Below are 13851 nucleotides of genomic sequence, written 5' to 3' on the forward strand. Positions count from 1 at the left end.
CGCAAGTGATTGAGAAGGCAGGATGCAACGGCCGCGGCAGGGCCTGATGACCTCGTATTGGCGGCTGTTTCGGCTCCCCCGGCGGAGCCGTGTCAGACGTGTGCGAAGCGATCGATATCAGGCGGTCTGGACGTCTTCGCTGCCGCTATCGGCGGCGGGCGAGGTGCCGTAGGTGTTCTGGTAGGCCCGCAGCGCCGTCTGCATGTCGGTGAGGACTTCGGCGATGATTGTCTCGTCGTCGCCATCGGCGCTTGCCGCGATCTTGGACGGGTCGGCGGAGAGAACTTCATCCGATGTCAGCTTGCCGTCGCCATTGGTATCGAGCGCGGCGAGGATGCCCTTGCTGTCATCGTCGGAGCCGTCGTCGCCGGAATCATCGCTGCCGCCGGACTGCTGGATCTGCAGCATCATCGCCAGGATATCGGCGGCGATCTTCTGGGTGACGCTGGCGCTGTCGGAGCCGGAAGCGGTGCTCGTCGAGGACTTCGTCGTCGTCGAGGTGGTGTTGGCGGCGGCGAGTTCATCGGCGGAAATGATGCCGTCGCCGTTCTTGTCGAGGCTGGAAATATAGGCGGACGAGCTGCTGCTGCTGCCCAGGGAGGAAACACTGGTCACTTGAATCTCCTTTGCGAGTTCATCGTGAAAGCCGCCTTTCATGGGCGGACGCAGAGGGGCTAAGATGATTTGCGGGCGGCGTCAAAAGGGCAATGTTGTGATGAATTTCAGCCGATTGACCGGGGCGGGTGAGCGGGATTAGGGTTTTGTTTACCGTTCTCGCGCGCGGCGATTCGCGCGGGATGCCTTGATGGGTGTCGTTATCAAGTGAGGTGTCGGATCGGCCGGGCGCCGTGCCGGTAAAACCCGCGGCGATGCCTTTCCTGGTGTCCACTCACGTCGAGCGAGCGGAAAGCTTGGCAGATAGTCGGGACAAGCCCGACTATGACGCCGAGAGTGGGGTTGCAGCGGCGCCAAGCAGCAGGCCGCGCCGCCAAACAAGCAGCCCGCAGCTCGCCAAGCATTTGTTTCCGCGACGAAAACGCCATCCGCAACGTCATCCTCGGCCATCGTGCCGAGGATCTAAGCACGTCTCCGGGAGCTCAACGGTGCTGTGGGCGGTTCGTGAGCCGCAAGCACCCGCAGCGCCGCCTTGCCCGGTGTCCACGCACTTCCGGCAAGCGGACGGCTTGGTAGATACTCGGACGAGCCCGAGTATGACGCCGAGAGCGGGGTGGCCATGCCGCCAGGCATCAAGCCGCGACCGCGACGTCGAGGGTGGAGTGCCGCAGCCGCCGCCATCACCACTCAGTCGCCGTGGGTTTCGTGGAAATCGGCCTGGCCGCGCTTCCAGTAGCCGGCGGCCTTGATCCAGGCCTTGGGATGCTGGTGCTCGTCGACGACGATGGCGCGCAGGCGCTTGGCGGTGACCGTTTCGCAGGCGATCCAGACATAGCCGTCGCCATCGGGAAGCACGAGGTCGCGCAAGGCCCTGTCGAGATTGTCGGTGGTGCCGGCGGGCTCGGCGCCGCGATGCAGCCAGGTGACGGAGAGATCGGCCCTGCTGGCGAAAGCCTGTTCTTCTTCCGCTCCGGCGACCTCGGCGATGACGATCGCCTTGGCGCCTGCGGGCAGCTCCTCGAGGCGGCGGCCGATGGCAGGCAGGGCGGTTTCGTCGCCGACCAGCACATACCAGTCGAAATCGGTGGAGACGACGAAGGAGCCGCGCGGACCGCCGAGGCCGAGCCTGTCGCCGGGCTTGGCGTTGATCGCCCATTCGGTGGCGGGACCGGCCTCGTGCAGGGCGAAATCGATATCGAGTTCCGCGGCCACCGGGTCATAGCGGCGGGGCGTGTAGTCACGCAGCGACGGGCGGTTTGCCGGGTCGATCAGCAGCCGGCCCTCGGGTCCCATTTCGGGGAAGACGGGCTCCTCGCCTGGGCGGGGCACGAGTATCTTGACGTGGTCGTCATGGCCGAGGCTGACGAAGCCTTCAAGATCGGCGCCCTCGAGCGTGACGCGCAGCATCTGCGGCGTGACGTATTCGACGCGACGGACGGTGAGCACGCGCCGCTTCAGTTGATGGCGGACGCGTTGGATCAGGTGGCGCTTTTCGGCGGAGGAAGAGGTGGTGTTGGCCGTCATCTTTGGTTCCTTCGAGGGAACCGGAATGCGCAGGACGCAGGCACGCCGCGCCGCTCGCACCCCGGGTTCGGGTTCGATCAGCGCGTTGGTTGACGTTAACGCTTACGTGCGGCGTCGCTCACGAGGAGCGGATGCGGCAGATGTGCCATCTACCTAGCCGGGCCACGTCAGGCTGGCAAGATTAAAACATGATATTTTAGTGAAGCTTTTGTAATCTTCGGGCGCTCTTGCCGTTTCCTGCGATTTCTGCCTTGCTTCGGAGAGACGTCAACCGAAAGCCAGAGCCATGCCCGAGCCGGACCCGGAAGAAAAGATCGACGCCACCTTCCGCAACGGCTCGCTGACCGCAGCCGGCATAATCCTCGGCTTCTGCCTCACCTTCATCAGCCGCTGGGTCTCCAACCCGAACGACTGGAGCCGGATCGACATCGTGCCGATGGCACTCCTCATCATCGGCATCGGGCTGCAGGTGAAGGTCTTCGCCGATCTCCTAGCGCGGGATTCGCTGATCGCCGCCAAATACGACCGCTCGCGTCGGCTGTTTCTGATCGGGCTTACGATCGTGGCGGCCGGGATCGGTCTGGCGTTGCTCAACGATATATTGGGACTGGGGTCGATGCCGATCTTGGGGTGAGGTATTTCTCCCGTGGATTGCACTTTCAGTACATGCATTTAATAATTGATTTCTAGTGATTCTGGGGATCGATCAATGTCTTTTAAAGAACAGGTTGCAGAACTCTCTAAGCGTGCCGTATCGGCGCAGACTATTGCTTTAACAGAAGAGGCTACTAAAAACGCTTTGGTCATGCCGTTCCTTCGAACTTTAGGTTTCGATGTTTTTGACCCGGCTCAAATTGTTCCAGAGTTTACCGCAGATGTCGGCCTTAAGAAGGGGGAGAAGGTCGATTATGCTGTCAGGATCAACGATCGTATAGAGTATATCCTGGAGGCGAAGGCCGTAAGCGCCAATCTTTCGCAGGCGCAATACAGCCAACTCTACCGATACTTTTCAACGACGGATTGCTCGATAGCTATACTGACCAACGGGATTCAGGTCTGGTTCTTTACAGATCTTGATGCCGCAAACAAATTGGACAGCAATCCTTTCTTCAAGTTCGATCTTTTCGACTACGACGACAACGATCTCAAGGAGCTGGAGAAGTTTCACAAGGACCGCTTCTCGATTGCCGACATCAAGAGTTCGGCCAATACGCTGAAGCGGATGAAAGCTGCGATAAGTAGCATCGAAGCGCAGTTCAATGACCCCGACGACGAGTTTATTAGAATGATCTCGAAAGGGCTATACGACGGCAAACTGACCTCGGCTGTGGTCAACGAATTCAAGCCGATCATCAAGCGCGCCTTCGAGGATCTTGTGCGGCAGAAGATCCAGAAGAAGCTGACGGCGGCCTTCAACGACAATGTCAATATTCCGACGATCAAGGACGTCGATTCCGTCACGCAGCTGACTGATGACGGCGACGGCATCGAGACGACACAGGAAGAAGTCGATGGCTTCAACATCGTCCGTGCAATCGCGGCGGAGATCGCCGATATTTCCCGCGTGGTGATGCGCGATCAGAAGTCCTATTGCGGCATCAACTTCGACGACAACAACCGAAAGCCAATCGTCCGACTTCACTTCAATTCGAAGACTAAGTTCCTGACGATCTTCGATGCAGACAAGGCGGGAGCTCGATTTGATATCGCGCAGGTCACCGACATCTTCAAAGCCAAGACGCAGATCCAGTCCGTAATTCAATCCTACATTGGAAGCGCGGGCTAAGTAGATGACGAAGCGAGCGGGCTTTCCGCCCGCCCGCCGTATTCCTTCACCAAATCACGTCCCGATGATCTTGTTGCAAGCCAGCGCAATCGCGGGGTTGCCGACGATGGCCAGTGCGAGGGACGTGGCGATCAGGGATAGAGAGTAGCGTTTCATTGCATCCTCCTCTTTGCGCCGCGACCTTTGCGCGGGCAGGGAGAGTATGCGGGAGCCGGGGCTTTAAGCGAAGTCACGAATGGGTGACGTGGGCGTGGCGCCTCGTCACCCGGTCTACGACACCGCCTCGACAAAGCCATCAAGCACCCGCTTCTCGCCGGCCCTGTCGAACGCGATCGTCAGCTTGTTGCCTTCGATGGCGGTGATGTTGCCGTTGCCGAACTTCAGGTGGAAGACGCGGTCGCCGATGGTGAATTTCGAGGGCTGGGCGGCGGTCGACTTGGCGACGAGTTCGCCTTCGATGGTGCGGCCCTTGGGGCCGGCCTCGCCATAGCCGATGCGTTCGACCGCATGGCCGGAGCGGGAGCCCCAGTTGTCGCGGGTGGCGTCAGTGCGGTTGGCTTGGGCGCGCTTCCAGCCGGGGGTGGAGTAGCTGTTGGCGAAGGGCTCGGCCTTGTCGAAGCGCGACTGGCCATAGCCGCCGCGGCCGTAACCGCCGTAGCTCTGCTCGACCGCCGCCACGTCGACATGCGTTTCGGGCAGTTCATCGAGGAAGCGCGACGGGATGGTCGATTGCCACAGGCCGTGGATGCGGCGGTTGTTGACGAACCAGATGTGGCAACGGCGTTTGGCGCGGGTGAGCCCCACATAAGCCAGGCGGCGCTCCTCCTCCAGCCCGGCGCGGCCGGTCTCGTCGAGAGAGCGCTGATGCGGGAAGAGGCCTTCCTCCCAGCCGGGCAGGAAGACGGTGTCGAATTCCAGACCCTTGGCCGAGTGCAGCGTCATGATCGAGACGGCGTCGAGGTCGGCGTTCTGCTCGGCGTCCATGACCAGCGAGACGTGCTCGAGGAAGCCGCGCATCGATTCGAAGCTCTCCATCGAGCGGATGAGTTCCTTCAGGTTGTCGAGGCGGGCCGGGGCGTCGGCGGTCTTGTCGGCCTTCCACATGTCGGTGTAGCCCGACTCCTCGAGGATCTGCTCGGCAAGCTCGGTATGGGACGTGTTTTCAAGCCTTTCCTGCCATCTGCGGAAAGACTGGATCACGTCGAACAGCGCCTTGCGTGCCTTCGGCTTCAGTTCGTCCGTCTCGATCATGTCGGCTGCTGCCGCCAGCATCGGGATGTCGCGGGCGCGGGCATAGTCGTGCAACGCGCGCACCGTGGTGTCGCCAAGGCCGCGCTTCGGTGTGTTGATGATGCGCTCGAAGGCAAGGTCGTCGGCCGGCTGGGCGACGAGGCGGAAATAGGCCATGGCATCGCGGATCTCGAGGCGCTCGTAGAAGCGCGGGCCGCCGATCACGCGATAATTGAGGCCGAGGGTGACGAAGCGGTCTTCGAACTCGCGCATCTGGAAGGAGGCGCGCACGAGGATCGCCATGTCGTTCAGCTTGTGAGGCTTGCCACTGGAGGCGCCGCGTTGCAGCTGCTCGATTTCCTCGCCGACGGCGCGGGCTTCCTCTTCCGAATCCCATGCATTGTGCAACTGCACCTTGATGTCGTCGGGGTCACTGCGGTCGGTGAACAGTGTCTTGCCGAGGCGGCCTTCATTGTGGGCGATCAGGTGGCCGGCGGCGCCCAGGATATGGGCGGTCGAGCGGTAGTTGCGCTCGAGCTTGATCACCTTGGCGCCGGGGAAGTCCTTCTCGAAGCGCAGGATGTTGTCGACCTCGGCGCCGCGCCAGCCGTAGATCGACTGGTCGTCGTCGCCGACGCAGCAGACGTTCTGCGGCTCGCCCTTGGGGCGCTGCGCAAGCAGCCGCAGCCACATGTACTGCGCGGTGTTGGTGTCCTGATACTCGTCGACCAGGATGTAGCGGAAGCGCTGGTGGTATTCCTTCAGCAGATCCGGCGTCTTCCTGAAGATCGCGATCGGATGCATCAGGAGGTCGCCGAAATCGCAGGCGTTCAGCGTCGACAGGCGCTGCTGGTAGGCGAAGTAGAGTTCGCGACCCTTGCCGTTGGCGAAGGCACGCGCGTCGCCCTCGGGGATGTCGGCGGGGCCGAGGCCCTTGTTCTTCCAGGTGTCGATCATGCCGGCGAACTGCTTGGCGGGCCAGCGCTTGTCGTCCAGGCCCTCGGCCTGGATCAGCTGCTTGACCAGGCGCACGACGTCGTCGGTGTCGAGAATGGTGAAATCGGAGCGCAGGTTGACGAGCTCGGCGTGACGACGCAGCAGCTTGACGCCGATCGAGTGGAAGGTGCCGAGCCAGGGCATGCCCTCGACCGCGCCGCCGACCAGATGGGCGATACGCTCCTTCATCTCGCGGGCGGCCTTGTTGGTGAAGGTCACCGCCAGGATCTGCGACGGGAAGGCGCGATTGGTGTTCAGAATATGGGCGATGCGGGTCGTCAGCACCCGCGTCTTGCCGGTGCCGGCGCCGGCGAGCACGAGAACGGGACCTTCCAGGGTCTCGACGGCTTCGGTCTGTTCGGGGTTCAGGCCGTCGAGATAATCCGGCCGCTGCGGCGCGCCTCGGGCGGCCATGGCGCGGGCGGCGAGACCGCCACCTGGCTGACCTCCGGGGCCTCCGCGGGCTGGGGCTGCGGGGGCTTGCGGCTTGCGCGGCGCTTCGCCCGGCTCCTCGTCGAAGAAGGGCATATCGTCGAAACTGTTGCTCATGGCGCGTAATGTAGTGATTCGGATCGGAAAGACCAGAAAAGATGTTCTGGTTTTGGTCCGGCTCCACCGGATGTTGTAGGTTGGTGGTTGTGGGGAGCGAGTGGCGATGTGCGACGCCAAGTGTCCATTCACGTCGAGCAAGGTGAGGGCTTGGCAGATCCTCGGGACGAGCCCGAGGATGACGTTCGCGAGTGGGGATGGCGCTGGTAAACTATTGAAGTGGAATTGCTTTCCTCGTGCTCGGCGTCATCCTCGGCCTTGTGCCGAGGATCTAGGCACGTCTCTGCGATTTCAACGGTGCCGTTGACCTCAAGCGTCCAACACCCGGCGGTGCGGCGACCCGATCACCCCTTGATGAACGCCAGCACATCCGCGTTGAAGCGTTCCGGCTCAAGCTGGGCGAGGCCGTGGGCGCTGCCTTCGTAGACCTTGAGGATCGCGCCCTTGACGATCCTGGAGGACTTGTAGGCAGCGGCGGCGATGGGGACGATCTGGTCGTCGTCGCCGTGGATGAAGAGCGTCGGCTTGTCTATTCTGCGCAGGTCGTCGGTGTAGTCGACCTCGGAGAATTCGCGGATGCAGTCGTATTCGCCCTTGATGCCGCCGGCCATGCCCATCAGCCAGAAGGTCTCGCGCAGGCCTTCGTTGACCTTGGCGTTGTTGCGGTTGAAGCCGTAGAAAGGCATCGAGAGGTCGCGGAAATATTGCGAGCGGTCGAGCGCGGTTCCCTTGCGGATGCCGTCGAAGACGTCGAGCGGCGTGCCTTCCGGATTGGCTTCGGTCTTCAGCATCAGCGGCGGCACGGCGCCGACGAGCACCACCTTGGCGATCCTGGTGGTGCCGTGGCGGCCGAGATAATGGGCGACTTCGCCGCCGCCGGTGGAATGGCCGATCATGATCAGGTTCTTGAGGTCGAGATGCTCGACCAGTTCGGCGAGGTCGTCGGCATACTGGTCCATGTTGTTGCCGTCCCAGGTCTGGGCGGATCTGCCGTGGCTGCGGCGGTCATGGGCGATGACGCGGTAGCCGTTCTGGCCGAAGAACAGCATCTGCGCCTCCCAGGCGTCGCCCGATAGCGGCCACCCATGGGAAAAGAGGATCGGCTGGCCGGTGCCCCAATCCTTGTAGAATATCGTCGTTCCGTCCTTGGTCGTGATCTCAGGCATTCTGGTCATCCTTTTTCTGACGATGAATGGAGCCGAAGCGGCGCTGCACGGGGTAGGGAATGCGGTGGCAGGCAAGATGTCTAGGCGGCAAGAGGTTCGAAAGTTGAACGCGGGCATATCTGCGGCAGGCAGGCGTTTTTTCCAGTCGGCCGGCGCAAATGCTTCCGGTCGCCTTTCGGATAATATTTCCACGCCGACGATTACATTTTCGTGATGCCGAAATGATATTACAATCCCGTAATCTTTAGGCAATTCGCTTGCCGCAAATCTGTAAAGAGGGGATATTGTCGCAGTTGCGTGGCTATTGCTCGCAGACGCCTCTTTCGATTGACCCTGGACCACCCTCGTGTTTTTCCCGGAGACGTGCATGCCATTTTGGAAGCAGTTCGCGCTTTGCCTGATCCTCATCGCCGCCGGTTTCGCCGGATGGGTTTTCTTTGCGCCGGGTGCGGCGGATACGCTGCGCAATGCAGGCGTTCCCGAGAGCCTTGTCGGCAAGGCGGTGCAGCCGGCTGAGAATGCGGCCAGATCCGCGGGTCAGGGTCAGGGTCAAGGGCAGGGCAGGCGCAATGGCGGCGCTGCGAGGAATGAAACCGTTCTCGTCGTGACCCAGCCGGTGGTTCGCGGCGTGGCCAATGATCGGCTCGGCGCCATCGGCACCGGCGATGCCATCCATTCCGTGGTCGTGACGCCGCAGGCGATCGGCATCGTGCGCGAAATCCTCATCAAGTCCGGTGACATGGTGACGAAGGGGCAGGTGCTTGCCAGGCTCGACAGCGAGGAGCAGGTCATCGTCAAGGGCCAGGCGGAAGTGGCGCTGAAGGCGGCCATCGAGAAATCGAGCCTCTATCGCAACATCAAGTCCAGCGTCTCGCGCATGGACGTCTTCGATTCCGAGATCGCCGAGCAGGGCGCGCGGCTGCAGTTGCAGGCCGCCGATCTCAGCCTCGAGCGCCGCAACATCGTGGCGCCCATCGACGGCATCGTCGGTATCGTCCCGATCAACATCGGCGATAATGTCTCGACCTCGACGCCCGTCGTGACGCTCGACGACCGTTCGGAGATTCTCGTCGACTACTGGGTGCCGGAACGGTTCGCCAATTCGGTCAAGGTCGGCCAGGCCGTCGAGGCCACCTCGGTCGCGCGGCCGGGACAGGTGTTCTCCGGCGCGGTGGAATCGATCGACAACCGCATCGATCCCGCGAGCCGGACATTGCGGATGCGGGCGCGCATCAACAACGCGTCCGACGAGCTCAGGGCCGGCATGTCGTTCAGCGTCGGGATGCGGTTCGAAGGCAACCAGTATCCCGCCGTCGATCCGCAATCCGTGCAATGGGATTCGCAGGGGTCCTACGTCTGGCGGGTGGAAGACAGGAAATCGCACAAGGTCAGGGTCAGCATCGTCCAGCGCAATCCCGACTTCGTGCTGGTCAAGGGCAACCTCGCCGATGGCGATCTCATCGTGACCCAGGGGCTGCAGCGCGTGCGCGAAGGCGGCGCGGTGCGTGGCGCAGACGATCCCGCGCCGACCGACGAGGTGGCGACACGATGAAGGTTGTCGACGCCCACAAGAGCCCCGTGGGGGGCAAGGAGGCATTCACGGCGCTCTTCGTGCGCCGGCCCATCCTCGCGCTGGTTCTCAACACGATGATGATCGTCGCGGGTCTTGCCGCCTATTTCGGCATCGAGGTGCGCGAATTGCCGGAGGTCGACCGCCCTGTCGTGACCGTGCGCACGACGTTCGAGGGTGCCGCGCCGCAAACGATCGACCAGGAGGTGACGAAAGTCATCGAAGGTGCCGTGGCACGCGTCAGCGGGTTGAAGTCGATTTCGTCGAGTTCGCAGTTCGGCGAGAGCCGGGTGACGCTGGAATTTTCGGATTCGGTCGATCTTCCGGTTGCGGCGAACGACGTGCGCGATGCCGTCGGCCGGGTGACGCAAAGGCTTCCCGACGATGCCGATACGCCGCAGATCGTCAAGGCCGATGCGGATTCGCAACCGATCCTGCGGCTGGCGGTGACGTCGAGCAAGCTCGACATGGACGACCTGACATTGCTGGTGAACAACGAGGTCGTCGACCGGCTGGCGTCCGTCGAGGGCGTCGCCGATGTCGAGACGTACGGCGAACAGGAAAAGGCGTTTCGCGTCGATATCGATCAGGCCGAACTCGCGAGCCGGGGATTGACTGTCGGCGACCTGATCGAGGCGCTCGATAGCGCCGCGTTCGACGTGCCTGCCGGTTCGCTGAAGAGCGGCACGCAGGACCTCGTCGTCCGCGCCACCGCGAACCTGCAGACGCCTGCCGACTTCGGCAGGCTGATCCTCAAGGACCGCATCAGGCTCGGCGACGTGGCAACCGTGACGCTGGGGCCGCGCGACGGGCAGAGCGCGCTCCGGTCGAACGGCAAGCAGGGCATCGGCCTCGGCATCATCCGCCAGGCGCAGTCGAATACGCTGAACATTTCGACGGGCGTCAAGGCCATCGTCGCGCAGCTTTCCAATACCTTGCCCGAGGGCACCCAGATCGTGATCACCAGCGACGACGCCGTCTTCATCGAAGGGGCGATCCACGAGGTCGTGCTCGCCCTGATCCTCGCGGCGGTGATCGTGACCGCCGTCATCTATCTTTTCCTGCGCGACTGGCGGGCGACGCTGATACCGGCGGTGAGCATGCCCGTGGCGCTCATCGGAACACTGGCGGCCATCTACCTCGCGGGGTTCTCGATCAACATCCTCACCCTGCTGGCCGTCGTGCTTGCCACGGGCCTCGTGGTCGATGATGCGATCGTGGTGCTCGAGAACATCGTGCGGCGGCGCTCGCATGGCATGGGACCGCGGGCCGCCGCCGTGCTCGGCACCCAGGAGGTATTCTTCGCGGTCATCGCGACGACGGCCACGCTTGCCGCGGTATTCGTCCCTCTGTCCTTCCTGCCGGGGCAGGTGGGCGGTCTCTTTCGCGAATTCGGTTTCGTCCTGGCGATTTCCGTCGCCCTGTCGTCGATCGTCGCGTTGACGCTCTGCCCGATGCTGGCTTCCCGCATGCTGACGCGGGAGATGATCGAGGATCATGGAATACTCGGCCGCTTCGGCGACGCCTTCGCATCGGTCTACAAATGGGCGCTTCAGCGATGCCTCAACGCGCCGCTGGTCGTCATCGTCGTCTGCCTGATGTTCGGAGGCGCCGCCGTCGTGGCGTTCGCCACGGTAAAGAGCGAACTGACGCCGAACGAAGACCGGTCGCAGGCGATGATGTGGATGGTGACGCCGCAGGGATCGAGCCTGGAATACACGGCCGACAAGCTGCAATTGGTGGAGGAGTATCTTCAGCCGATGCTCGACAGCGGCGAGATACGCAACATCTTCGCGATGTCCGGGCGGGGCGGCCAGGACAACGGCGCCTTCCTGGTGCTGACGCTGGCACCCTGGGGCGAGCGGGAGCGGACGCAGGCTGAGATCATCGAGGACCTGAACGCGGTGCTGGCACGCGTGCCGGCGCTGCGCGGCGGCGCCTTCCAGTCGAACAGCCTGCGCATTCGCGGCGCCGGCAACGGCTTGCAGATGGCGGTTGTCGGCAGCGACTACGAGGCGTTGACGACAGCGGCGACGAAGCTCGTATCCGCGCTGGAGGCAACGGGCCACTACGAAACCCCGCGGCTTGCCGACGAGCCGACGCAGGCGCAGGTCTCCGTGTCGATCGACCGCGAGCGGGCATCGGATCTCGGCATCGATATCTCCGGGCTTTCGGCGGCGATGCAGTCGCTGCTCGAAGGGCGTTCGGTGGTCGATGTCTTCGTCAAGGGCGAAGCCTATCCCGTGGTGCTGACCTCCAATACGCGGCCGCTCGACGACCCGACGGATCTTGAGAACGTTTTCCTGAAAACCGGCGATGGCAAGATCGTTCCGATGTCCGTCATCGCGACGCTGAGCGAGGGCGCCGTGGCGCCGCAGCTCGATCGCGAGCAGCAGCTGGCCTCGGTGGCGATCAGCGCCGGGCTGAAGGACGGCATGTCGCTCGGCAATGCCATCAAGGAGGCAACCGAGCTGTCGAAGTCGCTGCTGCCGCCGGGCGCGCGGCTGGTGCCGCTTGCCGAAGCCGCGACGCTCGAGGAGAACTCCAACGGCATGGCGCTGACGTTCGGATTCGCCATCGTCATCATCTTCCTGGTGCTGGCGGCGCAGTTCGAGAGCGTTCTTTCCTCGTTGATCATCATGTCGACCGTGCCGCTGGGGCTTGCCTGCGCGGTCTTCGCGCTGATCGTCACCGGCTCCAGCCTTAATATCTACAGCCAGATCGGGCTGGTGCTGCTGGTCGGGGTGATGGCCAAGAACGGCATCCTCATCGTCGAGTTCGCCAATCAGCTTCGCGATCGCGGGGAGAGCGTGCGCACGGCGATCGAGAAGGCATGCGAACTGCGTCTGCGACCGGTCATGATGACGATGATCGCGACGATCCTTGGCGGTGTGCCGCTGGTGTTCGCCCACGGTGCGGGCGCGGAGGCACGCGTGGCGCTCGGATGGGTGATCGTCGGCGGTCTCGGCTTCGCGACGCTGGTGACGCTGTTCATCACCCCGGTCGCCTATCTCCTGATCGCCCGCTTCGCTCATCCGCATGCGCATGAGGAAGCGCGCCTGCACGAGGAGATGGCCAACGCCTCGCAGCCGCAGCCACGGCGTCTGGAAGCGGCGGAATAGCGGGAGCATTGCGCGTATGCCGTGAAAAAGCGGCTGCTCGTATCGTTTCCGTGAAGTTGCGAAACAAGATAAATGGCCTCTGAATTTTAGCTGTTTTTTAAGCATGAGAAGTAATGATTGCGGCTAGTAACCAATAGGTCTTCCAGCGTTTTGGAAGGACCGCCCGCGCCACGGTCGGCGCTCGCAAACATGAATGTTCGCGGTACTGGTTGATTTGTATCAGTTGCGTATTGTTGTGTTCGGAGTTCTGTATCCGTGAGTATTTATCGGCGCACCTCGGTGGATGCCGCGCTGTATGTATTGCGCGACATCGGTCGTGACATGTACCAAACCCAGAGGCAGGTATCGTCCGGCCTCAGGGTGCAGAAGGCATCCGATAATGGCGCCTACTGGGCCATCAGCTCGACGCTGAAGACGGACCAGAAGGCGCAATCCGCCATCCGTGATGCGCTCGGACTGGCGGCAGCCACCATGGGCACGGCCTATGAGGCGGTGGACAGCGCCATCGACATCGTCAGCCAGATCAAGGCCAAGCTCGTCGCGGCGACGGAATCCGGCGTCGACAAGGACAAGATCAACACCGATATCACGCAGCTAAAGGATCAGCTGCGCTCGGTCACGCAGTCGGCCAGCTTCAACGGCGACAATTGGGTCACCGTCACCGATGGCGATGATCCCGCCAACCCGCGAGAAATCCCGGCCTCCTTCACGCGCTACTCGGACGGGCGTGTCGAAATCGGCACGCTCAGCTATGAGGTCGATCTCGCGCCCATTGGTTCGACGTCCTCGAAGGATGCGCGCTATCTCGTCGATGATCGCAGCGGCGGCAACGGCGAGTATGGCGTCCTGACCTCGTCCTATTTCGCGAGCGAGGCGGGGGTGTCGCAGGATTACGTCATGCTGGCGACGGCGGGCAATTCCGCCGGACAAGTGGAGATCGGCGTCTCAAGCGCAACGACGAACGACGAAGTCAACGAGATGGTCGTGGTGGTCGACAAGATGCTCGGCCAGATGACGACCGTGGGATCGGCATTCGGCGCGCTGGAAAAGCGCATCACGTTGCAGAGCGACTTCGCGCAGGCACTTGATGATTCCTATGCGCGCGGCATAAGCCGTATGATCGATGCGGACATGGAGGAGCAGTCGAGCCGGCTGAAGGCGCTGCAGACGCAGGAGCAGCTCGGCATCCAGTCGCTCAACATCGCCAATGCCAGCTACGACACGGTCAGGCAGCTTTTCCAGAACGTCTGACGCGTATGGCAGGCTATCATCGACGCCGGCTCCCCGACGAGC

Annotated in this window: 9 protein-coding genes; 5 read left to right on the forward strand and 4 right to left on the reverse strand. The window is 62.6% G+C overall.

Translation table 11 applies throughout. The features are described from left to right. Nucleotides 1–117: 117 nt before the first annotated feature. Together QTL95_RS27355 and QTL95_RS27360 are read right to left on the reverse strand one after the other, a co-directional pair. Entirely contained in the window at nt 118–615 is a 498-nt protein-coding gene (locus QTL95_RS27355; RefSeq protein ID WP_289722972.1) for a hypothetical protein, read from the reverse strand. A 687-nt stretch (nt 616–1302) separates the two neighbouring features. Then, nucleotides 1303–2139, reverse strand: a complete 837-nt coding sequence (locus QTL95_RS27360) for a siderophore-interacting protein (protein WP_289722973.1) — start codon at nt 2137–2139, stop codon at nt 1303–1305. A gap of 286 nt (nt 2140–2425) precedes the next feature. On the opposite strand from QTL95_RS27360, the gene QTL95_RS27365 reads away from it, so the two are divergent. After that, nucleotides 2426–2773, forward strand: coding sequence for a hypothetical protein (locus tag QTL95_RS27365; protein WP_289722974.1), 348 nt, complete (start codon nt 2426–2428; stop codon nt 2771–2773). 75 nt (nt 2774–2848) lie between these two features. Continuing rightward, entirely contained in the window at nt 2849–3925 is a 1077-nt protein-coding gene (locus QTL95_RS27370; RefSeq protein WP_289722975.1) for a type I restriction endonuclease, read from the forward strand. Between the two features lie 270 nt (nt 3926–4195). Here QTL95_RS27370 and QTL95_RS27375 read toward each other — a convergent pair whose 3' ends face one another. Beyond that, nucleotides 4196–6700 (reverse strand): ATP-dependent helicase, encoded by a 2505-nt coding sequence (locus QTL95_RS27375; protein WP_289722976.1) that lies wholly within the window; start codon nt 6698–6700, stop codon nt 4196–4198. Between the two features lie 344 nt (nt 6701–7044). Further along, nucleotides 7045–7866: an alpha/beta fold hydrolase gene (locus QTL95_RS27380; protein ID WP_289722977.1), complete on the reverse strand. Its 822-nt coding sequence runs from the start codon at nt 7864–7866 to the stop codon at nt 7045–7047. Nucleotides 7867–8233: 367 nt separating this feature from the next. On the opposite strand from QTL95_RS27380, the gene QTL95_RS27385 reads away from it, so the two are divergent. The 3 genes from QTL95_RS27385 (at nt 8234) to QTL95_RS27395 (ending at nt 13809) form a co-directional block, all read left to right on the forward strand. After that, complete coding sequence (locus tag QTL95_RS27385; protein WP_289722978.1) at nt 8234–9418, forward strand: efflux RND transporter periplasmic adaptor subunit; 1185 nt, start codon at nt 8234–8236, stop codon at nt 9416–9418. Next, on the forward strand, nt 9415–12558 hold the full coding sequence (locus QTL95_RS27390; RefSeq protein ID WP_289722979.1) for an efflux RND transporter permease subunit: 3144 nt from the start codon (nt 9415–9417) through the stop codon (nt 12556–12558). The genes QTL95_RS27385 and QTL95_RS27390 overlap by 4 nt, the downstream gene beginning before the upstream one ends. A 255-nt stretch (nt 12559–12813) precedes the next feature. Beyond that, on the forward strand, nt 12814–13809 hold the full coding sequence (locus QTL95_RS27395; RefSeq protein WP_289722980.1) for a flagellin N-terminal helical domain-containing protein: 996 nt from the start codon (nt 12814–12816) through the stop codon (nt 13807–13809). The last annotated feature ends 42 nt before the right edge of the window (nt 13810–13851 follow it).

Origin of the sequence: Rhizobium sp. S152 (assembly GCF_030380735.1) — a bacterium.
Classification (GTDB): domain Bacteria; phylum Pseudomonadota; class Alphaproteobacteria; order Rhizobiales; family Rhizobiaceae; genus Rhizobium.

Bases quoted from the DNA above. Each gene is read 5' to 3' on its own strand.
- QTL95_RS27360 (WP_289722973.1), bottom strand. From the start codon at position 2,139: ATGACGGCCAACACCACCTCTTCCTCCGCCGAAAAGCGCCACCTGATC.
- QTL95_RS27365 (WP_289722974.1), top strand. From the start codon at position 2,426: ATGCCCGAGCCGGACCCGGAAGAAAAGATCGACGCCACCTTCCGCAAC.
- QTL95_RS27370 (WP_289722975.1), top strand. From the start codon at position 2,849: ATGTCTTTTAAAGAACAGGTTGCAGAACTCTCTAAGCGTGCCGTATCG.
- QTL95_RS27375 (WP_289722976.1), bottom strand. From the start codon at position 6,700: ATGAGCAACAGTTTCGACGATATGCCCTTCTTCGACGAGGAGCCGGGC.
- QTL95_RS27380 (WP_289722977.1), bottom strand. From the start codon at position 7,866: ATGCCTGAGATCACGACCAAGGACGGAACGACGATATTCTACAAGGAT.
- QTL95_RS27385 (WP_289722978.1), top strand. From the start codon at position 8,234: ATGCCATTTTGGAAGCAGTTCGCGCTTTGCCTGATCCTCATCGCCGCC.
- QTL95_RS27390 (WP_289722979.1), top strand. From the start codon at position 9,415: ATGAAGGTTGTCGACGCCCACAAGAGCCCCGTGGGGGGCAAGGAGGCA.